22 protein-coding genes are annotated in these 21658 nt (G+C 73.7%); 10 read left to right on the top strand and 12 right to left on the bottom strand.

Annotation, left to right across the window (positions count from 1 at the left end):
• Positions 1–6 precede the first annotated feature (6 nt).
• The gene (locus IRY44_RS12190; protein WP_194800513.1) at positions 7–183 is read right to left on the bottom strand and encodes a hypothetical protein; all 177 of its coding nucleotides are present in this window, start codon (positions 181–183) and stop codon (positions 7–9) included.
• Positions 184–364: 181 nt separating this feature from the next.
• Here IRY44_RS12190 and IRY44_RS12185 point away from each other — a divergent pair, with 181 nt between their 5' ends.
• From IRY44_RS12185 to IRY44_RS12175, 3 genes are all read left to right on the top strand, one after another.
• On the top strand, positions 365–1363 hold the full coding sequence (locus IRY44_RS12185; RefSeq protein ID WP_194800512.1) for an alpha/beta hydrolase: 999 nt from the start codon (positions 365–367) through the stop codon (positions 1361–1363).
• 135 nt (positions 1364–1498) lie between these two features.
• Positions 1499–2032: a nucleotidyltransferase domain-containing protein gene (locus IRY44_RS12180; RefSeq protein WP_194800511.1), complete on the top strand. Its 534-nt coding sequence runs from the start codon at positions 1499–1501 to the stop codon at positions 2030–2032.
• A gap of 40 nt (positions 2033–2072) precedes the next feature.
• Positions 2073–3038, top strand: coding sequence for a chlorophyllase (locus IRY44_RS12175; protein WP_194800510.1), 966 nt, complete (start codon positions 2073–2075; stop codon positions 3036–3038).
• A gap of 4 nt (positions 3039–3042) precedes the next feature.
• On the opposite strand, the gene IRY44_RS12170 is transcribed toward IRY44_RS12175, so the two are convergent.
• The 3 genes from IRY44_RS12170 to IRY44_RS12160 all read right to left on the bottom strand — a co-directional run bounded on the left by IRY44_RS12170 (position 3043) and on the right by IRY44_RS12160 (position 5753).
• Positions 3043–4005, bottom strand: coding sequence for a zinc-binding dehydrogenase (locus tag IRY44_RS12170; protein WP_194800509.1), 963 nt, complete (start codon positions 4003–4005; stop codon positions 3043–3045).
• Between the two features lie 76 nt (positions 4006–4081).
• Entirely contained in the window at positions 4082–5257 is a 1176-nt protein-coding gene (locus IRY44_RS12165) for an NADP-dependent malic enzyme (RefSeq protein ID WP_120573292.1), read from the bottom strand.
• A gap of 157 nt (positions 5258–5414) precedes the next feature.
• Positions 5415–5753, bottom strand: coding sequence for a S24 family peptidase (locus IRY44_RS12160; RefSeq protein WP_194800508.1), 339 nt, complete (start codon positions 5751–5753; stop codon positions 5415–5417).
• A 78-nt stretch (positions 5754–5831) separates the two neighbouring features.
• Here IRY44_RS12160 and sodN point away from each other — a divergent pair, with 78 nt between their 5' ends.
• The 3 genes from sodN to IRY44_RS12145 are packed head-to-tail and all read left to right on the top strand — an operon-like array spanning position 5832 to position 7197.
• On the top strand, positions 5832–6236 hold the full coding sequence (gene sodN / locus IRY44_RS12155; RefSeq protein WP_013288353.1) for a superoxide dismutase, Ni: 405 nt from the start codon (positions 5832–5834) through the stop codon (positions 6234–6236).
• Positions 6233–6757: a GNAT family N-acetyltransferase gene (locus IRY44_RS12150; protein ID WP_194800507.1), complete on the top strand. Its 525-nt coding sequence runs from the start codon at positions 6233–6235 to the stop codon at positions 6755–6757. The genes sodN and IRY44_RS12150 overlap by 4 nt, the downstream gene beginning before the upstream one ends.
• Positions 6758–6789: 32 nt before the next feature.
• The gene (locus IRY44_RS12145) at positions 6790–7197 is read left to right on the top strand and encodes an ATP-binding protein (protein WP_013288355.1); all 408 of its coding nucleotides are present in this window, start codon (positions 6790–6792) and stop codon (positions 7195–7197) included.
• A 54-nt stretch (positions 7198–7251) separates the two neighbouring features.
• Here the strand turns inward: IRY44_RS12145 and IRY44_RS12140 are convergent, their stop codons facing one another.
• Entirely contained in the window at positions 7252–7653 is a 402-nt protein-coding gene (locus IRY44_RS12140; protein WP_194800506.1) for a hypothetical protein, read from the bottom strand.
• A gap of 43 nt (positions 7654–7696) precedes the next feature.
• Between IRY44_RS12140 and IRY44_RS12135 the strand changes: the two genes are divergently transcribed.
• Together IRY44_RS12135 and IRY44_RS12130 are read left to right on the top strand one after the other, a co-directional pair.
• Entirely contained in the window at positions 7697–8647 is a 951-nt protein-coding gene (locus IRY44_RS12135) for a diacylglycerol kinase family protein (RefSeq protein ID WP_194800505.1), read from the top strand.
• 447 nt (positions 8648–9094) lie between these two features.
• On the top strand, positions 9095–9352 hold the full coding sequence (locus IRY44_RS12130; protein ID WP_013288358.1) for a WhiB family transcriptional regulator: 258 nt from the start codon (positions 9095–9097) through the stop codon (positions 9350–9352).
• Between the two features lie 63 nt (positions 9353–9415).
• On the opposite strand, the gene IRY44_RS12125 is transcribed toward IRY44_RS12130, so the two are convergent.
• From IRY44_RS12125 to IRY44_RS12110, 4 genes are read right to left on the bottom strand one after another with little or no spacing between them, the layout of a single operon-like run.
• A complete protein-coding gene (locus IRY44_RS12125) occupies positions 9416–10165 on the bottom strand; it encodes a sirohydrochlorin chelatase (protein WP_194800504.1) in 750 nt (249 codons plus the stop codon).
• Entirely contained in the window at positions 10147–10896 is a 750-nt protein-coding gene (locus tag IRY44_RS12120; RefSeq protein WP_194800503.1) for a phosphoadenylyl-sulfate reductase, read from the bottom strand. The genes IRY44_RS12125 and IRY44_RS12120 overlap by 19 nt, the downstream gene beginning before the upstream one ends.
• Positions 10893–11051 carry a hypothetical protein gene (locus IRY44_RS12115; protein ID WP_194800502.1) on the bottom strand — a complete coding sequence of 53 codons (159 nt, stop codon included), beginning with the start codon at positions 11049–11051 and terminating at the stop codon, positions 10893–10895. Before IRY44_RS12115 ends, IRY44_RS12120 begins: the two co-directional genes overlap by 4 nt.
• Positions 11048–12757, bottom strand: coding sequence for a nitrite/sulfite reductase (locus tag IRY44_RS12110; RefSeq protein WP_194800501.1), 1710 nt, complete (start codon positions 12755–12757; stop codon positions 11048–11050). The genes IRY44_RS12115 and IRY44_RS12110 overlap by 4 nt, the downstream gene beginning before the upstream one ends.
• Before the next feature lie 511 nt (positions 12758–13268).
• On the opposite strand from IRY44_RS12110, the gene IRY44_RS12105 reads away from it, so the two are divergent.
• A complete protein-coding gene (locus tag IRY44_RS12105) occupies positions 13269–15140 on the top strand; it encodes a glycosyltransferase family 39 protein (protein ID WP_269697609.1) in 1872 nt (623 codons plus the stop codon).
• Here IRY44_RS12105 and IRY44_RS12100 read toward each other — a convergent pair.
• Both IRY44_RS12100 and IRY44_RS12095 read right to left on the bottom strand, forming a co-directional pair.
• On the bottom strand, positions 15115–16692 hold the full coding sequence (locus IRY44_RS12100) for a PAS domain-containing sensor histidine kinase (protein WP_194800500.1): 1578 nt from the start codon (positions 16690–16692) through the stop codon (positions 15115–15117). The two genes, IRY44_RS12105 and IRY44_RS12100, sit on opposite strands and share 26 nt — an antisense overlap.
• A 25-nt stretch (positions 16693–16717) precedes the next feature.
• On the bottom strand, positions 16718–17746 hold the full coding sequence (locus tag IRY44_RS12095; protein WP_194800719.1) for an SIS domain-containing protein: 1029 nt from the start codon (positions 17744–17746) through the stop codon (positions 16718–16720).
• A 187-nt stretch (positions 17747–17933) separates the two neighbouring features.
• Between IRY44_RS12095 and IRY44_RS12090 the strand changes: the two genes are divergently transcribed.
• Positions 17934–19535 (top strand): tetratricopeptide repeat protein, encoded by a 1602-nt coding sequence (locus IRY44_RS12090; RefSeq protein ID WP_194800499.1) that lies wholly within the window; start codon positions 17934–17936, stop codon positions 19533–19535.
• 498 nt (positions 19536–20033) lie between these two features.
• Here IRY44_RS12090 and IRY44_RS12085 read toward each other — a convergent pair whose 3' ends face one another.
• Positions 20034–21623: an MDR family MFS transporter gene (locus IRY44_RS12085; RefSeq protein WP_194800498.1), complete on the bottom strand. Its 1590-nt coding sequence runs from the start codon at positions 21621–21623 to the stop codon at positions 20034–20036.
• Positions 21624–21658: the final 35 nt, after the last annotated feature.

Below are 21658 nucleotides of genomic sequence, written 5' to 3'. Positions count from 1 at the left end.
CCCCGGTCAGCCCAGGGCGATCCAGGCGATCAGGGCGACCACCACGACGGCGGCGGCGACTGCCGCACCGGCGATCAGCGGCAGGCGCGACGGCGCCGACGCCGACGCGGCCGGCTCGGGAGAATCGACGAATGCGCGGAACTGCGCGGTGTTGCCACTCGGGTCGGTGTAGTTCTCAGCCATGCGGCTGACCCTAGCGAAGCCCACCGGACCGGTCCGCCCCGCCGGGCCGCCACCTGCGGATCCGGTCGGCGGGATCGGGCAAACCCGGCCACCCGGTGGAGGCGGTAGCCGCCCGGGTGGCGGCGCCGACCGGCCCGGACGGCGGGCGCGGACCGACCGCTCGGCTGCCTACCGTGCAGGTGTGAGGGGGCAGCGGCTGGTCGCCGCGCTGATGACGGCGCTGCTGGCCGGTTGCGGCCCGGCCGTGGCCACGTCCGACCCGGTCCCGGCAGGCGTCGGGCCTGCGCCGGAACGCTCGTACGCGGTGGGGATGCGGCAGTTCACGCTCGACCCGGACGGCAGGCGCCAACTGCCGGTCACCGTCTGGTACCCGGCCACCCCGTCTTCGCCCGGGCCGCCCACGTCTGCTTCCGCCACTGCCTCCGGCTCCCCCCGGGCCGTACCGGCGAGTCCCGGTCCGGCGCGCGGACCGCGCGTCCGGCCGGGAGCGCCGTTCGCCGCCGGACGGTTCCCGGTGGTCCTCTACAGCCACGGGCTGCGCAGCCTGCCCGCGTTGCACGCGGCGCTGACCAGCCGCTGGGCCGCCGCCGGGTTCGTGGTGGTCGCGCCCACCTACCCGCGGACGAACCAGCGCGCCCGCGCGTTCACCCGGGAGGACGTCCGCAACCAGCCCGCCGACGCCTGGCGGCTGATCCGTCACCTGGTCCGGCTGGGCGCCCGCCCCGGCGATCCGCTCGGGGCGCACCTGGCGGTGGACCGGTTCGCCGCCGCCGGGCACTCGGCAGGCGGGCACACCACGCTCGGCATGTTCGCCTCCGGGCAGTCGTCCCCGCTGCGGGCCGGAATCGTGATCGCCGGTGGCCGCATGGTCGCCGGCCTCTCCCGGCCGCTCGCACCGATGCTGTTCGTGCACGGGAGCGCCGACCGGATCGTGCCGGAGTCGATCGGCCGGGCCGCGTACGCCCGCTGTCTCGGGCCGGCCGCCTTCCTGAGCCTCACCGGTCAGGGCCACGGCGAGTACCTGACACCGGGGCGGCCCGGCTTCCCCCAGGTGCTCGACACCACCACCGACTTCCTGCGCTGGACGCTCTACGCCGACCGCGCCGCCCTGCACCGCCTCCCCACCGACGCCACAGCGCCGGCCACCACCACCTTCACCACCCGAGCCCTCCCCACCTGACGCCCCGCACTCCCGCCTCCCGCCCTGTCGTCCCGTCGATCATGAAGTTGACGGCGTTCGCTGTCCGGTTTGTCGCCGCCAACTTCATGATCGACGCTTCCCCCCGGGGCGGAGTGGGGTGGGTAGGGTGCCGGGGTGGACAGGCTGGAGGGGCGGCAGCTGGGGGCGATCCGGGAAGTGATCGACGTCGCCGGCGGGTGCGGGGTGAACGTGTGGCTGCGCGGGGGGTGGGCGATGGACTTCCACCTCGGCGAGGTGACCCGGCCGCACGTCGACGTCGACTGGTACTGCCGGCGGCGCGACGCCGACACGCTGGCCGACCGGCTCGGCGCGCTCGGCTGGCGCCCCGATCCCCGGATGCCCGCCGCGACGCAGCTCGACCTGCTGCGCGACGACGTCGAGCTGAGCTTCGCGTACCTCGACCTGGACGCGGACGGCCGGGTGGTCGTCGGCGCCGGACCGTGGGCGGGCACGCGCCTGCCGGACGGCATGCTGGCCGGGCCGCCCGGCCGAATCGGCACGCTCACGGCGCCGATCATCAGCGTCGCGGCGCAGATCGAGTTCAAGGAGATGTTCCCGGTCTGGATGCCGGAGCGCCCCCGCCGGGCCAAGGACGCCGCCGACCTGGCCCGACTCCGGGCGTCAGCGGGTGGTCACCCGGCGCGCTGACCGGGCCTGGCCGCCTCGATCGCGAGGCACAATCGAGTTCATGCGCCGTCGTCCCGTCGCCCTGCTCACCGCCGCCGTCCTCGGCGCCGCCCTCGCCGGCTGCTCGCAGCAGCCCACCGCCCCGGCCGGGCGGCCCGCCCCCGACATCCCACCGACCAGTGCCACACCGGCGCCGCGCGTACCCGCCGGCAAGGCTCCCACGGAGAGCTTCGCTGTCGGCGTACGCCAGGTGAAGCTGAACCGCGACGGCGACCGGCCGTTGCCGGTGACGCTCTGGTACCCGGCGGCCGGCGCGGCCGGTGGCGCGGTCGAGCGGTCCGCCCCGGCGGCGGACGGGCGGTTCCCGGTGGTGCTGTTCAGCCACGGGCTCACTGCCCGGCCGGAGGACTACCAGGCGCTGCTGACCCGCTGGGCGGCGGCCGGTTTCGTGGTCGCCGCGCCGCGTTTCCCGCACACCTCCCGGGGCACCGACGGCAACCCGCTGGACGTGCTCAACCAGCCGGCCGACGTGTCGTACGTGCTGACCCGGGTGCTCGCGCTGGGCGAGAAGGCCGGCGATCCGCTGCGCGGCCGGCTGGACCCGGAGCGGGTGGCCGCGACCGGGCACAGCGCCGGTGGCGTGACCACGATCGGGCTGTTCACCGCGGGCCGGGACGAGCGGCTGGACGCGGGCATCGTCTTCGCCGGCACCGCGCTCGGTGTGGGCACCGCGTTCGCCGGCGCCGCCGCGCCGCAGCTGTTCGTGCACGGCGAGGCCGACGAGGTGGTGTCGTACGCCGCGGGCAAGGCCGTCTTCGACGCGGTGCCGTGGCCGAAGGCGATGCTCAGCCTGCCCAAGGGCGACCACGGCCGGGCGCTGCTCGGCGACGGCAAGGCGCTGGGCGTGGTCGCCGACACCACAGTCGAGTTCCTCCGCTGGACGCTCTACGGCGACCCGGCGGCGAAGAAGCGCCTCCCGGCCGACGCCGCCCGGGGCGGCCTGGCCACCCTGGACGACCGGCTCTGAGACGTCAGGCGGTGTGGTCGACGACCACCTTGCCGAAGACGTCACCGGAGTGCAGCCGGGCGAACGCCTCGGAGATCTCGCTGAACGGCACCACCCGGTCGACCACCGGGCGCACCTCGTGCTCGGCGCAGAACGCGAGCAGCTCGGTCAGCTCGTCCGGGGTGCCCATCGAGGTGCCGAGGATCTCCAGCTGCATGGCGAAGACCCGCCGCAGGTTGACCTTGGGCTCGTGCCCGGCGGTGGCGCCGGAGACCACGATCCGGGCCAGCGGGGCGGCCGACTTCAGCGAGTGGTCGAAGGTGGCCGCGCCGACCGTCTCGATCACCACGTCGACCCGTTCCGGCAGCCGCGCGCCGGGTTCCAGCGCGGTCGCGCCCAGCTCGGCGATCCGCTCCCGCTTGCCGGCGTCGCGGCTGGTCGCGTACACCCGCTTGCCGAGCGCGACGCCGAGCGCGACGGCCGCGGTGGCCACGCCACCGCCGGCGCCCTGGACCAGCACCGACTCGCCGTCGGCGACCCGGCCCTTGGTGGTCAGCATCCGCCACGCGGTGAGCCAGGCCGTGGGCAGGCACGCCGCGTCGGTCGCCGACAGGCCGTCGGGCAGCGGCAGCAGGTTCATCCGGGGTACGGCGACACGCTCGGCGAACGTGCCCTGGTAGTGCTCGGAGAGGATGGAAACCCCGCGCGGGTCCCCGGGGGTGGGCACGACCGGGTAGATGACCACCTCGTTGCCGTCCGGGTCGGTGCCGACCGCGTCGCAGCCGAGGATCATCGGGAGCCGGCCGGCGGTCAGCCCCACGCCGCGCAGCGACCACAGGTCGTGGTGGTTGAGCGAGCTGGCCCGGACCTGCACGGTGACCCAGTCGTCCTGCGGGTGGGTCGGCTCGGGACGGTCGCCGACGGCGAGCGCGGCGAGCGGGTTGTCGGCGTCGAAGGCCGAGGCATAGGCAGCACGCATGATCGGCACGGTAACAAGCTGAGCAGCAGTTAAGAAGGGGCCCTTCCTCTACCGGAGGCGTCAGGAAGGGCCCCTTCCCTACATCTCAGCGGCGGGCGACGCCGTCGCGGCGGGCGGCCTCGGCGACCGCCTCGGCCACGGCCGGTGCGACGCGCGGGTCCAGCGGCGAGGGCACGATCGCGTCGGCGGTCAGCGACTCGGCCACCACCCCGGCGATGGCGTCGGCGGCGGCCACCTTCATCGAGTCGGTGATCCGGGTGGCCCCGGCGTCCAGCGCGCCCCGGAACACACCCGGGAACGCGAGCACGTTGTTGATCTGGTTCGGGTAGTCGCTGCGCCCGGTGGCGACCACCGCGACGTGCCGGGCGGCCACCTCGGGGTGCACCTCCGGGGTGGGGTTGGCGAGCGCGAACACGATGCCGCCGGGGGCCATGCCGGCCACCGCCGCCTCCGGGATCTGGCCGCCCGAGACGCCCACGAGCACGTCCGCGTCGCGCAGCGCCTCGGTGATGTCGCCCTGCCGGCCCTCGGCGTTGGTGATCTCGGCCAGCTCGGCCTTGGTGCCCGTCAGCTCGCGGTGCCGGCCGATGATGCCGCGCGAGTCGCACACCACCACCCGGTCCGGGTCGACGCCGCCGGCGATCAGCATCTTGGTGACCGCCACCCCGGCCGCGCCCGCGCCGCTGACCGCCACCCGCAGGTCGCCGAGCTTGCGGTTGAGCAGCGTCGCGGCGTTGCGCAGCGCGGCGAGCACCACGATCGCGGTGCCGTGCTGGTCGTCGTGGAAGACCGGGATGTCCAGCGCCTCGTCGAGCCGGCGCTCCACCTCGAAGCAGCGCGGGGCGCTGATGTCCTCCAGGTTGATCCCGCCGAACGAGGGCGCGAGCGCCTTGACCGTCGCGACGATCTCGTCCACGTCCTGGGTGTCCAGGCAGACCGGCACCGCGTCCACGCCGGCGAACTGCTTGAACAGCACCGCCTTGCCCTCCATCACGGGCAGCGCGGCGCGCGGGCCGATGTTGCCCAGACCGAGTACGGCGGAACCGTCGGTGACCACGGCGACGGTGTGCGACACCCAGGTGTAGGTGTCGGCGAGCGCGGGGTCGGCGGCGATCGCCTCACACACCCGGGCGACACCCGGGGTGTACGCGAGGGAGAGGTCCTCGCGGCTGGTCAGCGGCACGGTGGAGGCGACTGCCATCTTGCCGCCGACGTGCAGGCGGAAGACGGGATCGGCGGGGTCCGGGGTGGACGAAGACATGGTGACTCCAGGATCTGTCGAGCAGACGGACCGGCCGGCGTGGTCAGCGGTGGTCAGCGACCGGCGGCGCGGCGGTGCGGGGGTCACCCGGGCACTTTTCGAGCATAGTCACGCTTCGGCACCCAGTATGTGAGCGGGGTCATATCCGCTCCGGTCGTTACCTGCTCCTGACCCGTCCCGGACGCGGCCACCAGCGGGCCACCACCCGGCCCCGGACGTCGGCCACCCCGTACGCGCGGGAGTCGTCGGTGACGAACTCGTTGTCGCCGCGCAACCACCATCCGCCGTCGCGCGGTTCCACCGCCCGCTTGACGACGAGCAGATCGGGACGGCTGCGGAACACCGCGACGACCACGTCGCCGGGGCGTACCGGCCGGCCTTTCGTGCGGACCAGCACCGCGTCGCCGTGACGCAGCGTCGGGGCCATGGACGGGCCGGTCACCAGCACCGGCACCAGCGGGCCGCGCAGGGCCGGAGGTTCACCGGTGGGCGCCATGTCACCTCCCAGCCCCCGAGGGCGTCTCCAGGAGTAATGTCGTCTTGGATCATCGCAAACAACCCATGGAGGACCCTGATGCGCCTTCCCCGCATCCTCACGCCCCGGGTGACGGCCAGCGCTCACTGCGACCTGCCCTGCGGCGTATACGACCCGGCCCAGGCCCGGATCGAGGCCGAGTCGGTCAAAATGATCTGCGAGAAGTACCAGGCCAACACCGACCCGGAGTTCCGCACCCGCGCCATCCTGATCAAGGAGCAGCGGGCCGAGCTGGTCAAGCACCACCTGTGGGTGCTCTGGACCGACTACTTCAAGGCGCCGCACTTCGAGAAGTACCCGCACCTGCACCAGCTGTTCAACGAGGCCACCAAGCTGGCCGGCGCGGCCGGCGCCAAGGGCGGCACCGACCCGGCCAAGGCCGACGAGCTGCTGGCGAAGATCGACGAGATCTCGAAGATCTTCTGGGAGACCAAGCAGGCGTGACGTCGCCCGACGGCACTCCGACGATCCGGCCGGTACGTCCCGAGGACGTACCGGCCGTCGTCGCCATGGTGCACGAACTCGCCGAGTACGAGCGCGCGCCCGAGCAGTGCCACCTCACCACGGCACAGCTCGACGCGGCCCTGTTCGGCCCGTCCCCGGCGCTGTACGGCCACGTCGCCGTCGACGCGTCGGACCAGCCGGTCGGCTTCGCGCTCTGGTTCCTCAACTTCTCCACCTGGGCCGGCGTGCACGGCATCTACCTGGAGGACCTCTACGTCCGCCCGGCCGCCCGGGGCACCGGCGCGGGCCGGATGCTGCTCGCCACGCTCGCCGCGATCTGCGTCGAGCGCGGATACCAGCGCCTGGAGTGGTGGATGATCCACTGGAACCCGGCGGCCCGCTTCTACGCCGCGATCGGCGCCACGCCGATGGACGAGTGGACGCCGTACCGCCTGGCCGGGCCGGCGTTGCACGAGCTCGCCACGCACGCGAAGGCCGCGCCCACGCGCCCCGCCCGCTGACCGGGTAGAGTCCCGCACCGGGGGGAGGAGCCGTGACTCAACTGACCGGGCACCCGACGACCGATGACGACGTCGTCCACCTCACCGTGCCCGCCGACGGTGGTTACCTCGGCGTGCTCCGCACCGCCACGGCCGGCCTCGCGGCCCGGCTCCAGTTCGCCCTCGACGAGATCGAGGATCTGCGCATCGCCGTCGACGAGGCGTGCGCCATGCTGCTCGCCATCGCCACCCGCGACGCCGAGCTGGAGTGCCGGTTCGCGGTCACCGACGACGCCCTCACCGTCGAGGTGACGGTGCCCACGGTCCGGGGCGCCACGCTGCCGTCCGAGTCGTCGTTCGCCTGGAAGGTGCTGACCGCGCTGACCACCGGGGCGAACGCCCACGCGTCCGGCGGCCGGGCCACCATCTCGCTGCTGACCCGCCGCGCCGGCGGCTTCTGACCAACCAGCGGCCGGCGACACTCAGGCCGGGCGGCGCCCAGGCCCGGCGGGCTCTCAGCCGGCCGGCTCGCCGAAACCCAGCGCGCGGTTGGTCGGCCCGCTCACCAGCAGCCCGACCATGCCGATCCCGAGCGCGATCAGCGGCACTCCGAGCCAGCCCATGCCGCCCTCGATCATGAACCAGCCGACCGGCAGCAGCATGAGCTGAAGCACGATGGCCGGCGCGCGGGCACCGGCCCGGCGGCGGGACAGCGCGCCGCCGAGCGCCCAGAGCGCCACCGCGCCGCCGACGGCGAAGACGGTCACCAGCAGTGCCGAGGTCAGATCCGTCGTGTCGGCGGTGAGGTCGGACCAGATGAGCCACACCGCGATCAGCCCCAGCGCCACCGCCTGGGCACGTAGCAGGAGCACCGCGGCGCGCAGCGTGCCGGGGAGCGGGTCGGAGTCGATCGTCACGGGCGCCACGATACCGGTGGGTAGTCGCGGTACAGTGCCGCCCATGCGGGCCGTCCTGGTGGTCAATCCGAAGGCCACCACCACCAGCGAGCGCAGCCGGGACGTGCTGGTCCGGGCGTTGCGCAGTGAAGTCGACCTGTCGGTGCGCTACACCCGCCGACGGGGCCACGCCACGGACCTGGCCCGGGAGGCCGCCCAGGAGGGCGTGGACCTGGTCGTCACGCTCGGCGGTGACGGCACCGTCAACGAGGTGGTGAACGGCCTGATGGCGGCGGAGCCGCCGACGTTCCGTACCGGACAGACCTCGGCCGAGCGGCTGCCCGCGCTGGCCACCGTGCCGGGCGGTTCGACGAACGTGTTCGCCCGCGCGCTCGGGTTGCCCCGGGAGTGGCCGGACGGCACCAGCATGATCCTGGAGGGGCTGCGACTGGGCCGGTCCCGCACGATCGGGCTGGGCCGTGCGGACGACCGCTACTTCACGTTCTGCGCCGGCTTCGGGCTGGACGCGGCGGTGATCCGCCGGGTCGAGCAGGCCCGCAAGAAGGGGCGCGTCTCCACCCCGGCGCTCTACTTCCGTTCCACAGCGAGTCAGTACTTCGTCGGCTCGGACCGCCGCCACCCGTCGATCACGCTGGAGCGCCCGGGTGAGGCGCCCGAGGCGGAGCTGGCGACCGCGATCATCCAGAACACCGCGCCGTGGACGTACCTGGGCGATCGCGAGATCAACCCCAACCCGGAGGCGTCGTTCGATCTCGGGCTCGACGTGCTCGCGTTGCGGCGGCTGCGGGTCGCCAGCACCGCCCGTACGGCGGCGCAGTTCTTCTCGAAGCGACCGGATCCGCACGGCAAGCAGGTGCTGCGGCTGCACGACGTGGCCGAGTTCACGCTGGTCTCGGAGCGCCCGTTGCCGTTCCAGCTGGACGGGGACTACCTCGGCGAGCGGGAGAAAGTCCGATTCACATCCGTACCGGCCGCACTGAGAGTAATCTGCTAGGTCTCGGGTATCCCAGTCGGTTGACGCGGACCCCCCGCCGCGCGGGCGCGGTGGCCGCCACGCCGAGGAAGGGTGCCGGAAATGTCAGCAACGTCACGCAGACCGTACTACATTGATTATCGACTGTGGCACGCCGGGTAACCAGGGCTCTGGCAAACCCGGACAAATGGGTGGTGAGCCCGCTCACTGTTCGGAGTTTTTCCGAGCGTCACCCTTGACATCGCTGTAGTTCGTGAAAGTATTCACAAGCGAACTCGTGTTGCCGGGACATTGCCTGGATATGCTCGTTCGGTTGAGCTGTTCCAGCAGGTCCGGGCACCCCACAGCCTGCTCACGCTGCGCCGAATTGATGGATGCTGACCGTCACCATTCGGCAATGCGGACGCAAATAGAAATAGCAACGAAGCGTTATCTGGCCACCCACTAAGAATGAGGAGTGTTGCCGCCATGGACTGGCGCCACGATTCGGTCTGCCGCGACGAGGACCCGGAGCTGTTCTTCCCGATCGGGACGTCCGGCCCGGCCCTCCTTCAGGTGGAGCAGGCGAAGGCCGTCTGCCGGCGCTGCCCCGTGACCGACCAGTGCCTGCAGTGGGCGCTGGAGTCCGGTCAGGACGCCGGCGTCTGGGGTGGGATGAGCGAAGAGGAGCGTCGCGCGGTGAAGCGCCGCGGCGGCCTCCGGGTGCTGCGCGCTCACTCCGCCTGACCCGTACACGCTGATCGCCCCGGCCGGGATTCCGGCCGGGGCGTTCTGCTGTCCCGGACCGGGTCAGCCCGCCACCGCCGCCACCCGCCGCCGGACCAGGTCGGCCAACTCCGGCAGGTCGGTCAGGGGATCCGCCACGGCGACCGCGCCCGCCGACCGGGCCGACGCGCGTACCCCGTCGTGGAACCGGCCCGGGGCCAGGAAGTAGGCGGCCACCGCGACCCGGCGGGCACCCGCCGCGCGCAGTCGCGTCACCGCGCCGCCGACCTCCGGGGGCGCCGCCGAGGCGTACGAGACGCGGCAGGGCACTCCGAGGCCGGCGCCGAACGCCGCGGCGACCCGGCCCACCGAGGCCCGCGCCGCCGGATCCCGGGTACCGGCCGCCGCCAGCACCACCGCGTCCAGCCCGTCCGGCCCGTCACCGGTCGCCTCCGCCAGACGGCGGCGCAGCCCGTCCAGCAGCCCGCCGTCCACCCCGCCGCCGGTCGGCCCCAGCACGTCGGTCACCCGTACCTCGATGTCCGCGCCCGCCGCCGCGACCGCCGCCGGGATGTCCACCTTCCGGTGGTACGCGGCGGTCAGCAGTAGCGGAACCAGGACCGCCCGGGAATGACCGGCGTCGGCCAGCCCGCGCAGTACCTCGGCCGGCCCGGGATCGGTGTGGTCGAGCCAGCTCGGCAGCACCGGACGCCCGGGGCAGGTGTCCGCCACGGCCCGGGCCAGCGCCCGGGTCGCCTCCGCCGCACGCGGGTCACGGCTGCCGTGGGCCACCAGCACCACCGGTGGCCCGGCGCTCAGGTGTGCAGGCCGCACTCGGTCTTCTCGAACATCGCCCAGCGGCCGGACCGGGGGTCCTCCCCCGCCTTCGTCCGCCGGGTGCACGGCCAGCAGCCGATCGAGCCGTAGCCGCGGGCGAACAACTCGTTGACCGGGATGTCGTACCGGGCCACATAGGCGTCCACCTCCCGCTGCGTCCACGCCGCGATCGGGTTCACCTTGACCTTGCCGCGCCGCGCGTCGAAGCCCACCACCGGCGTGTTCGCCCGGGTCGGCGACTCGTCCCGGCGCAGCCCGGCGGCCCAGGCGTCGTACCCGGACAGCGCCCGCTCCAGCGGCTCCACCTTGCGCAGCTGGCAGCAGTCGTCCGGGGACCTGTTGAACAGGCGCGGACCGTACTGGCCGTCCTGCTGCCCCACGGTCATCCGTGGCCGGATCGACCGCACCCGCACCGGCATCCGCCGGGCCACCTCGTCGCGGACCCTCAGCGTCTCCGGGAAGTGCAGCCCGGTGTCCAGGAACACCACGTCGACGCCGGGCGCGACCCGGGAGACCAGGTGCGCCAGCACGCCGTCGGCCATCGAGCTGGTCACGCAGAACCGCTCGCCGAACGTCTCCACCGCCCACCGGGCGATCTCGATCGCCGGCGCGTCGGCCAGCTCCCGGCCGGCCTCCTCGGCCAGCGCCCGTAGCTCCTCCGGGTCGCGGCGGGCCGGCTCGGCCGCGCCGATCAGCCCGAGGCCGGCGGCGGAGACCAGGCCGCTCACCGGGTCACCGCCCGGCCCAGCAGGCCGGTGAACTTCACCGCGAAGACCCGCGCGCAGGCGTGGCACTCCCAGGCGCCGTGCCCGGCCTCGTGCGGCCGCAGGTCCTCCTCCCCGCAGTACGGGCAGTAGAGAGGCGCAGATCTGGCGTCGCTCATCGGAGCTCCTCCTCGTCGGCTCTGATCACCCAGTTGGCGAACGTCTCACCCTCGGTCCGGCCGGCCAGGTAGCGGCGGGCGAGCCGTTCCACGTACTCCGGAAGTTCCTCGGCGGTGGTCTTCAGACCGCGCAGCTTGCGGCCGAAGCCGGCGGTCTGCCCCTGCGCCATGCCCAGGCCGCCGCCGAGGTGCACCTGGAAGCCCTCGACCTGCCGGCCGTCCGGACCCACCACGAGCTGGCCCTTGAGCCCGATGTCGGCGACCTGGGTGCGGGCGCAGGCGTTCGGGCACCCGTTGAGGTGGATGGAGATGTCCGCGTCGAAGTCGCGCAGCTGCTCCTCCAGGCGCGCGACCAGTTCCTCGCCGCGCCGCTTGGTCTCGACGATCGCGAGCTTGCAGAACTCGATGCCGGTGCAGGCCATCGTGCCGCGCCGCCAGGCCGACGGCCGGGCCTCCAGGCCGATCCCGCGCAGCGCCGTGACCAGCTCCTCGGTCCGCTGCGGCGGCACGTCCAGCACGAGCAGCTTCTGGTACGGGGTGAGCCGCACCCGGCCGCTGCCGTGCGCCTCGACCACGTCGGCGAGCTGGGCCAGCTGGGTGCCGGAGACCCGGCCCACCACCGGGGCCGCACCCACGTAGTTCGCGCCGTCACTCTGCCGGTGCACACCGATGTGGTCGACCGGCTTCGCCGGCAGCTCCGCGGCCGGACCGTCGAGCAGCGTGCGGCCCAGGTACTCCTTCTCCAGCACCTCCCGGAAGCGCTCCACGCCCCAGTCGGCGACCAGGAACTTCAGCCTCGCCCGGTTGCGCAGCCGGCGGTAGCCGTAGTCGCGGAAGATGCCGACCACACCGGCCCACACGTCCGGCACCTCGTTCAGTGGCACCCAGACGCCGAGCCGCTTGGCCAGCATCGGGTTGGTGGACAGCCCGCCACCCACCCAGACGTCGAAGCCGGGCCCGTGCTCCGGGTGCTCCACGCCGAGGAACGAGATGTCGTTCGCCTCGTACGGCGTGTCGACCAGCCACGAGATCGAGGTCTTGAACTTGCGGGGCAGGTTGGAGTACGCCTTGTCGCCGACGTACCGGCGGACGATCTCGTCGATCGCCGGCGTCGGGTCGAGCACCTCGTCGCGGGCCACCCCGGCGACCGGGCTGCCGAGCACGATCCGGGGGCAGTCGCCGCACGCCTCCGTGGTCTGCAGGCCGACCGCCTCCAGCCGGCGCCAGATCTCCGGCATGTCCTCGACCCGGATCCAGTGGTACTGGATGTTCTGCCGGTCGGTGATGTCGGCGGTGTCCCGGGCGAACTCCCGGGAGATGTCCGCGATCACGCGGAGCTGGGCCAGGTTGAGCTGGCCGCCGTCCACCCGGACCCGGAGCATGAAGAACTCGTCCTCCAGCTCGTGCGGCTCCAGCACTGCGGTACGCCCGCCGTCGATGCCGGCCTTGCGCTGGGTGTAGAGGCCCCACCAGCGGAACCGGCCACGCAGGTCCTGCGGGTCGATCGAGGCGAAACCGCGGTGGGCATAGATGTTCTCGATCCGGTCCCGCACGTTCAGCGGGTCGTCGTCCTTCTTGATCCGCTCGTTGGGGTTGAGCGGCTCACGGTGTCCGAGCGCCCACTGCCCCTCGCCGCGTGGCCGGCGGGGCGCACGGGCGGCAGGCGCCGGGGTGTCGGGACGGGTCGGGGTGCTGCTGACCGCCATCGCGGCGTCCTCCATGGTCTGCTGCGGTGCCTGGAGCGCGGACGCGGCGGCCGGCCCTGAAGAGGGCCGTGGACGGCGATGTCGATGACGGCCGGCGCGAGTACGCGCCCGAGACGGAAAGGTCGGGCGTCGTCAGTGGGCCGGACAGATCGCGCTGCGCACGCGGCCGTAATCGACGTGGCGACGAGCCACGAAGCGGCGGACGACAGCGGCGGTCATGTGCCTCATGCTGCCACACCACGCCCCGCACGACCACAGCTCCGCACTGTGATCCCACATCACGGGCCCACCACCCCCACATCGACCCCTGCCCCTGCCCCTGCCTCGCCCTCCCGCCCCGCCCACCACACTGTTGATCATGAAGTTGGCGGGGACAAAAGGGACGGTGAGTGCCGCCAACTTCATGATCGACGGGGCAGGGGTGCGCCCGGGGCGAGGGCGGGGTGGGCCGGGTGGGTGGGAATCGGTGGAGCGGGCGGGCGGGAAGGGCTGAGCGTGTGAGGCTGCGGGGGTGAGGAGGTTCGCGCCCGCGTCCGTCCACGGCCGGCCGGGTCCGGTGGTGTGGGTGGTGCCCGGACTGCTCACGCTCGTGGTGACGCTGGCGGGCATCGGGCACGCCCAGCCGTGGCGGGACGAGCTGGCCACCTGGAGCGCCGCCTCCCGCCCGCTCCCCGACCTGGCCCGGATGACCCGCACGATCGACGCCGCCACCGGCCCTTACTACCTCCTCATGCACGGCTGGACGGCGCTGGCCGGTACGTCGCCGACGGCGCTGCGACTGCCCTCCGCGCTCGCGATGGCAGTGGCTGCCGCGCTCACCGCCCGCCTCGGCGCGATGCTCGTCGGCCGTCGCGCCGGGCTGCTGGCCGGACTGCTGTTCGCGGTCCTGCCGGTCACCTCGCGGTACGGCCAGGAGGCCCGCCCGTACGCCCTCGCGACGCTGCTCGCCGTGCTGGCCACGCTGCTGCTGGTCGAGGCGTTGCGCCGGCCGGGGCGGTGGCGCTGGGCGGGGTACGCCGCAGCGGTCGCCGCACTCGGCCTGCTTCACCTGATCGCGCTCACCCTGCTCGCGGCGCACGCCGTGGTGGTGCTGCTGACCGCCGCACATGGCCCCGCAGCGGTCGTCGATCCGCCCGGCCAGTCCCGAGCCGAGATGCCCGACGCGAGCCGGCCACGCGGCAGACACCCACGGCGTTCCACCCGGCCACGAGATCGAGCGCCGGTGGAACGCCACGGGTGTCACGATGCCCCGCAGACACCCACGGCGTTCCACCCAGCCACGAGATCGAATGCCGGTGGAACGCCACGGGTGTCACCGCATCCCGGGAGCAGGGAGCACGGCACGGACGCGCCGGAAGCGGAACCGCAAGACGTGACCGGCGAGGCTCGGGAGGCGTCGGCGCCCGGCCGACGGGTGCTGGTCGGGTGGCTGCTGGCGCTGGTGCCGGTCGTCGTGCTCGTCACCCCGCTGGCGCTGGTCGCCCGGGGGCAGCGCGGTCGACAGCTCGACTGGGTGGACCCGGCGCGGCTGCCCGACCTGGCGGCACTACCGGGCGCGCTGGCGCAGAGCGGCGTCGTCGGCGGGTTCGTGCTCGCGCTCGCGGCGCTCGGTGCGGCCCGGCTGGGTCGCCGGGCGCTGCTGCCGGTCGCCGCCGTAATGCTGCCGGTGCTGCTGGTCTTCGCCGCCGGAACGACGGTGCCGCTGTGGGTGACCCGCTACCTCGTCTTCACCGTGCCGTTCGCCTGCGTACTTGCCGGCGCCGCGCTGGCTGCCGCGCGGGTCACTCCCGCACCGGCCCGAGCGCCGGGAACAGCAACGTCCGCCGGACCAGAGCGCACGGCGACACCCGCCGCAGCAGGCCGCACTGCCGCGCCCGCGGAAGCAGAGCAAGAACCGACGTCGCCGCGCGGACGGGTCGCGGCGGGAATCGCGGTGGTGGTCCTGGCCGGGCTGCTCGGGCTGCCCGATCAGGCGGCCCTGCGCCGTACCCACGAGTGGCCGCGCAGCGCACCGGTCGACTATGCGGGCGCGGCCGGGATCATCGGCACCGAGCAGCAGCCCGGCGACGCGATCGTCTACTCGCCCCGGGACGGGTGGCTGTTCCCGGATCTCGGCATGGCGTACCACCTGGGGCCGAGGCTGCCGCGCGACGTGCTCGTGGTCCGCGACCAGCGTGAGGACGCGAGCCTCTGGGCCGTGGAGTGCGACGACCCGGCGCGGTGCCTGGCCGGGGTGGACCGGGTGTGGCTGGTGGTCACCGGCCGCCGCGCCGACCCACTGGCGGCGGTGCCGGGATCGAAGGGCGACGCGCTGCGCGCGGGCTACACGGTGCGGCGGGTGTGGCCGCGCCCGGGGATCACGGTGGCCCTGCTCGTCCGGTGAGGCGGTCGGTGGTGCCGCGGGCAAGCGGTACGACGATGGCCGCCTCGGTGCCACCGTCGGCGCCGTTGCGCAGCTCGATGGTGCCGCGCAGCTCGCCGGTGACCAACGCCCGGACGATCTGGAGGCCCAGGTTGCCACCGCGTTCGGCATCGAACTGCTCGGGCAGTCCCCGGCCGTTGTCGGTGACTGTGACGTGCAACTGCTTGCGGGCCCGGTGCGCGGTCACCACCACCTCGGGCCGGGACGCGGAAACCGCCCCCTCCACCGGAGAAGGGGCAGCGGTCTCCTCGTCGGCCGGCGGGAAGCCGTGTTCCACGGCGTTGAGCAGCAGTTCGTTGAGCACCATCACCAGCGAGGTGGCGATCTCGGCGGGCAGGATGCCGAACGTGCCGCGGCGGCGCATGCCCACGCTCACCTCGGTGGCGGCGACCTCGGTGGCGGCGCTGGCGACCCGGTCCACGATGCCGTCGAACTCGACCGCCTCGTCGCTGGACAGGGAGAGCGTCTCGTGGACGAGCGCGATCGAGGCGACCCGGCGTACCGATTCTTCGAGCGCCACCCGCGCCTCGGGCATGGCGACCCGCCGGGCCTGGAGGCGCAGCAGCGCGGCGACGGTCTGGAGGTTGTTCTTCACCCGGTGGTGGATCTCCCGGATGGTGGCGTCCTTGGTGATCAGGGCGCGGTCGCGGCGGCGTACCTCGGTGATGTCGCGGACCAGCACCAGCGCGCCGATCGGCACTCCGGCGGGCATCAGCGGCAGCGCCCGGGTGAGCATGGTGGCGCCGCGGGCGTCGATCTCCCGGCGTGGCGGCGCCTCGCCGCGCAGCGCGGCGAGCACGGCGTTGCCCGCGTCGGTGCCTTCGAGGGGGTCGCCGGCGAGCCGCCGGTGCAGCTTGGCCAGATCCTCGCCGACGAGGTGGGAGGCGTAGCCGAGGCGGCGGTACGCGGACTGCGCGTTCGGGCTGGCGTAGGTGACCTTGCCGTTGGCGTCGAGCCGCACCAGGCCGTCGCCGACCCGGGGTGCCGACGTGGTCTCGCCGGGGTGCCGGGGCGGCGGGAACGTGCCGTCGGCGATCATCTGGGCGAGGTCGTCGGCGGTGGTCAGGTAGTTCAGTTCGAGCTGGCTCGGGGTGCGCGCGGTGGACAGGTTGGTGTCCCGGCCCACCACGGCGATCACCTCGCCGGCTTCACCGTCGCCGGTGCGCAGCCGGACCGGGATCGCCTCGTGGCGGGCCGGGACGTCGCCGTACCAGACCGGGTCGCCCTCGCGCCAGATCCGTCCCTGCCGGTGGGCCACCTCCAGGTGGGCCACCTCGGCCCCGCCTACGATGCGCCCGACCTGGTCGTCCAGGTAGGCGGTCGGTGCGGTGGTGGGACGGACCTGGGCCACGCAGAGGAACGTGCCGTCACCGTCCACCGGCACCCAGAGCAGCAGGTCGGCGAAGGACAGGTCGGACAGCAGCTGCCAGTCGCCGGCGATCCGGTGCAGGTGGTCGATGTCGGCCGGGCGGAGCGCGGTGTGCTCCTCGGCGAGGTCACGGAGGGTGGACACGCCACACAGCGTGCCACGCCGGACCTCACATCGTCGCCGTGACCTTCTTCAAGCCGCGCGGCGCGTCCGGGTCCTCACCCCGGGCCAGGGCCAGGGCCAGCGCGAGCCGTTGCAGCGGCAGGATGTCGAGCAGCGGCGCGTACCGCTCGTCGACCTCGGGCACCGCCATCCGGGTCTCGCCGACCTCGGCGGAGCCGACCACGACCACGTCGGCGCGACGTTCGCCGAGGCGGGGCAGCACCTCACGCATCGACGTGCCGCCGGGACCGGAGCCGACCACGGCGAGCACCGGGACGTCCGGGTCGGTCATGGCGAGCGGGCCGTGCAGCAGGTCGGCGCCGGAGAAGGCGAGCGCCGGGAGGTACGAGGTCTCCATCAGCTTCAGCGCCGCCTCCCGGGCGGTCGGGTACGCGTACCCCCGGCCGGTGGTGACGAGCTGGGCGGCGAACCGGTAGCGCGGGGCGAGCCGGGCCGGGGTGTCGTCGGCGAGCGTCTGCGCGGCCAGCTCGGGCAGGCGGCTCAGGGCGGCGTGCTCCTCGGCGGGCAGCACGCCGTCGCCGGCGCGTACGCCCTCGATGAGCATGAGCAGCGCGAGCAGCTCGGCGGTGTAGGTCTTGGTGGCGGCGACCGCGCGTTCGTGGCCGGCGGCGATGTCCACGCTCAGCTCGGCGGTCTCCACCAGCGGCGAGCCGGGGTTGTTGGTGACCGCGAGGGTGAGCGCGCCGGAGGCACGGGCCACCCGCAGCACCTCGGCCAGGTCGGGCGAGCCGCCGCTCTGGCTGACGCCGACGACGAGCGCGTCGGAGAGGTCGGGCCGGGCGCCGAAGACGGTGATCGCGCTCGGGGAGGCCAGCCCGGCGGGCAGGCCGAGGCGGATCTCGGTCAGGTAGGCCGCGTAGAGCGCGGCGTGGTCGGAGGTGCCCCGGGCGGTGAAGACGACGTGCCGGGGGCGCCGTTGCGCGACGACGGCCGCCACCTCGGCGATGGCCGCCGCGTGCTCGGTGGAGAGCAGACGCTCGTAACCGGCCGGCTGCTCGTCGATGTCGGCGGCCATTCCGGCCCCTGCTCGCGTCACTCCAGAACCTCCTTCTGCGCGTTTCCCGCGCGTTCGATGCTCAGTCTTGCACGTTTGAGCAGCCTCAATCAACGCAACGAGCAGGAGTGCGCAGTGGATCACTAATTGACGGAAGATCCCCTAGGCTTGCCCGGCTGACGACCGACCCGACCGGCGAGAGGACGACGTGCCCGAGGACGACGCCGCGCTCTCCGCGGAGGAGGAACTCGCACTGGCCCGGCTGGCGCTGGGCGAGGGGGACCTGCGGCACGCCGCCGACCACGTGGCCGCCGCGCTGGTCCGCTCCCCCACGCTGCCCGAGGCGCACGAGACGCTCGCCCGGCTGAACGCGGCCAGCGGCGGCGACCTGGACCTCTTCCCGCTCGGTCAGCAGGCGTTCGTCGGCGCCGTGGTGGCCCGCGCGCACCTGCTCGCCGCCGCCGGCCGCCCCGCCGAAGGGCTCGACCTGCTGGCCGCCGCCACCGGTTACGCGCCCACCGCGCCCTGGGCCGCCGTGCCCTGGGTGACCGCCGCCGACCTGCCGGAACGCCTCGACCCCGAGCGCACCGCCCGGATCCTCATGCAGGTCTGCGCGGCGGCGCCGGACCCGGCGCCGCGCCGGCTGCGCGAGCCGCTCGCGCCGTACCTCACGCTGGCCCGCAACGCGATCACCGTCCATCCGGCCCATCCGCTGCTGCTGGGCGCGGCGTCCGCGCTGGCCCGGCGCCTCGGCGAGGTCACCCTCGCCGTCACCTGGGCCACCCGGGGGGTACGCGCACAGCCCACCAAACTCGGCGAGGTGTGGCTCGGGTACGCGTACCGCAGCGCCGGCCGGACCGCCGAGGCGCTCGCCGCACTGGAGCGCGCTGTCGCGCTCGACCCCGACGACCTCGCCGTCTACGCGGACATCGCCGGCACGCTGGCCGACAACGGCCGCCTCGACGCGGCACTGGGCTGGATCGACCGGGCACTGGCGAAGGACCCCACGTTCGACTGCGCGGTGCACACCGCGCACCGGCTGCGCTACCTGCGCGACGGCGACGTGGACCACCTGGTGGCGCTCGCCGACTTCGTCCGCGACCACCCGGACGACACGCACGAGCACGGTGACCTCGCCGAGTGCTGCCGGGGGCGCCCCTGGCTCGGGCAGGTGACCCCGGCGGGTGACGACACCCCGCCCCCCGACGGTCCCGCTCCCTCGGCGGCGGCGGTACGGCGGCTCCAGCAGCTCGCGCACCCGGCGTGGGCGCATCCGCCGGCCGCGTACGACGCCGCGGTCGGGCTGGCCACACTGGACCTCGCCGACCTGCTCGCTCTGGTGGCACACCCGCCGGAGGCGCCGCCCACAGCGCTGGGCCGGGTGCTCGGCGGGCAGGATCCGGCACTGTGGACACGCTGCGCGCAGGTCTGGGCCTGCCTCGGCCTGCTGCACCACCGCACCGACGAGCCGTGGGAGCTGTCGACCCGGCGTCGGGTGCTGGGGGAACTGGCCGCCGGCGATCCCGGACCGGCCGCCGAGGCGGCACTGTTCGCCCTGGTCACCGCCGCCTGGGTGCACCCGGACACGCGCGCCGACGTGGCCGCGCTGGTGGCCGGGCGGATCGTCGAGGTGGCCGCCGGGCCGATCCGGCGTACCCCGGTGGCGGTGTCGCTGGCGTACCTGGCGCGGGCCACCCCGGCCCTCGACCCGGCGGCACGCGCCACCGCCGGGCGGCTGATCGCCGACGCCGAGGGAGGTCCGCTGCGGCGTCTCTGGCGACGCCTCACCGCCCTGTTCCGCAGAGGCTGAGCGCCGGGGCCCATTTCCTGCCCGATCCCCGGCCCCCACCACCCAGCCGAGCGCCGCCACTTCGCCGAAGTGGCGCGATCAACTCACCCCCGCCCCAGCCACTTCCCCGACCTGGCGGCAGCGATCGGCAAGCACGACCCACCCCGCCCCGCGCACCGGTTCCCGGGGTCGGGCCTTGGTGCACCAGGCACCCGTAGGCCGCCACCTCGCCGAAGTGGCGCCATCAACTCGCCTTCGACCCAGCCACCTCCCCGAACTGGCGGCCGCCCCGCGCCGACCACGGGCCCAGGGCCAGCGCGCACCGGCCCCCAGGACCGGGGTGCCCCGCCAGCTCGGGGAAGTGGCGCGATCTACTCGCCCCGGACCCCGCCACCTCCCCGAACTGGCGGGCAGCGGGGCGGAAGCACCGGGCACCGGGGCACCGGGGCGCCTCACTGGAGTGGGTACGCGGCGGCCCCGCGTCCCCCTGGGGTGGGGTGGCGGGGCCGCGACGGTGGGTCAGGCGACGGGGGCCTTGCCGAGCGCGGCCTCGGCCTCGTCCTCCGGGGTGGTGCCGGCCGGCGGTACGTCGTTCGTCGCGCGCAGCGGCACCTCCTTGATGAACCAGGCGAGCACCGGTACGGCCACCGTGAAGACGACGGCCCAGAAGAAGACGTGCGAGATGGCGTCGGAGAGGCCGCCGAGCACCGCCTCCCGCATCGGGCCGGTGAGCTTCTTGAGCGCCTCCAGGTCCATCGCGCCGCCCTCGCCGCCGGAGCCCGCGAACGCGGCACCGGCGGCCGAGTCGGCCAGGCGGTTGGCGAAGATCGCGCCGAAGAGGGAGACGCCGAACGAGCCGCCGATGGACCGGAAGAAGGTGGCCGCGCCGCTGGCCGCGCCGAGGTCCTTCTGTTCCACGCTGTTCTGCGCGATCAGCATCGAGGTCTGCATGAGGAAGCCCATGCCGACGCCGAGCACGACCATGTAGAGGGAGGACTGCGCCTTGCCGGTGTCCACGTCCAGCAGGCTGAGCAGCCCCATCCCGGCGACCATCACCACGCCGCCGACGATCGGGAAGGCGCGGTAGCGGCCGGTCTTGGTGATGGTCCGGCCGACCACGAGCGACACCACGAGCATGCCGAACATCAGCGGGAGCAGCAGCAGGCCGCTGTTCGTGGCCGACGCCCCCTGCACGGTCTGCTGGTAGAGCGGCAGGAAGTTCATCGCGCCGAACATGGCGAAGCCGAGCAGGAACCCGATCACCGAGATCAGCGCGAAGTTGCGGTTGGCGAACAGACTCAGCGGCAGGATCGGCTCCGGCACGCGCCGCTCCACCACCGCGAACGCGGCGAGGGCGAGCGCCGCCAGCACGGCGAGGCCGAGGATCTGCGGCGAGATCCAGTCGTACTCGTTGCCGCCCCACGTGGTCACCAGCACGATCGCGGTGATGCCGACGGACAGCAGCGCCGCGCCCAACCAGTCGATCTTGTGCTCGGTGCGGTACTTCGGCAGGTGCATGGTGGTGGCGAGGACCAGCAGCGCTGCGCCGCCCAGCGGCAGGTTGACGTAGAACGCCCAGCGCCAGGAGAGGTTGTCGGTGATGAAACCGCCGACCAGCGGGCCGGCGACCATCGCGATGGCCATGATGCCGGCGATCATGCCCTGGTAGCGGCCCCGCTCGCGGGGCGGGACCAGGTCACCGATGATCGCCATGACGCCGACCATCAGGCCGCCCGCGCCGAGGCCCTGGACGGCCCGGAACGCGATCAGCTCGGTCATGCCGGTGTCGGCGCCGCCGAAGACGCCGGAGCCGGACATGCCGCAGAGCGCGGAGCCGACCAGGAACACCACCACAGCGGTGAGGAAGACCGTCTTGCGGCCGTAGAGGTCGCCGAGCTTTCCCCAGATCGGGGTCGAGACGGTGGTGCCCAGCACGTACGCGGTGACCACCCAGGTGAAGTGGTCGGCGCCGCCGAACTCGAAGACGATCCGCGGCAACGCGGTGCTGACGATCATGTTGTCGAGCATCGCGAGCATCATCGCGATCATCAGACCGAACAGGACGACCCGGACATTGGGTCTCGTGGTCACCTGGGCTGGTTGACTCATCGGTAGGCTCCCCCGCAGATCGGATGATCGACTTA

Source organism: Micromonospora sp. ANENR4, assembly GCF_015354395.1.
GTDB lineage: Bacteria > Actinomycetota > Actinomycetes > Mycobacteriales > Micromonosporaceae > Micromonospora > Micromonospora aurantiaca.
This window is presented reverse-complemented; position numbering and strand designations above follow the sequence as displayed.

Coding starts and splice junctions, on each gene's coding strand:
- sodN (WP_013288353.1), top strand. CDS start 5,832: ATGCGCCTTCCCCGCATCCTCACGCCCCGGGTGACGGCCAGCGCTCAC.
- IRY44_RS12115 (WP_194800502.1), bottom strand. CDS start 11,051: ATGAGCGACGCCAGATCTGCGCCTCTCTACTGCCCGTACTGCGGGGAG.
- IRY44_RS12095 (WP_194800719.1), bottom strand. CDS start 17,746: ATGGCCGCCGACATCGACGAGCAGCCGGCCGGTTACGAGCGTCTGCTC.
- IRY44_RS12190 (WP_194800513.1), bottom strand. CDS start 183: ATGGCTGAGAACTACACCGACCCGAGTGGCAACACCGCGCAGTTCCGC.
- IRY44_RS12160 (WP_194800508.1), bottom strand. CDS start 5,753: ATGGCGCCCACCGGTGAACCTCCGGCCCTGCGCGGCCCGCTGGTGCCG.
- IRY44_RS12175 (WP_194800510.1), top strand. CDS start 2,073: ATGCGCCGTCGTCCCGTCGCCCTGCTCACCGCCGCCGTCCTCGGCGCC.
- IRY44_RS12110 (WP_194800501.1), bottom strand. CDS start 12,757: ATGGCGGTCAGCAGCACCCCGACCCGTCCCGACACCCCGGCGCCTGCC.
- IRY44_RS12135 (WP_194800505.1), top strand. CDS start 7,697: ATGCGGGCCGTCCTGGTGGTCAATCCGAAGGCCACCACCACCAGCGAG.
- IRY44_RS12130 (WP_013288358.1), top strand. CDS start 9,095: ATGGACTGGCGCCACGATTCGGTCTGCCGCGACGAGGACCCGGAGCTG.
- IRY44_RS12165 (WP_120573292.1), bottom strand. CDS start 5,257: ATGTCTTCGTCCACCCCGGACCCCGCCGATCCCGTCTTCCGCCTGCAC.
- IRY44_RS12085 (WP_194800498.1), bottom strand. CDS start 21,623: ATGAGTCAACCAGCCCAGGTGACCACGAGACCCAATGTCCGGGTCGTC.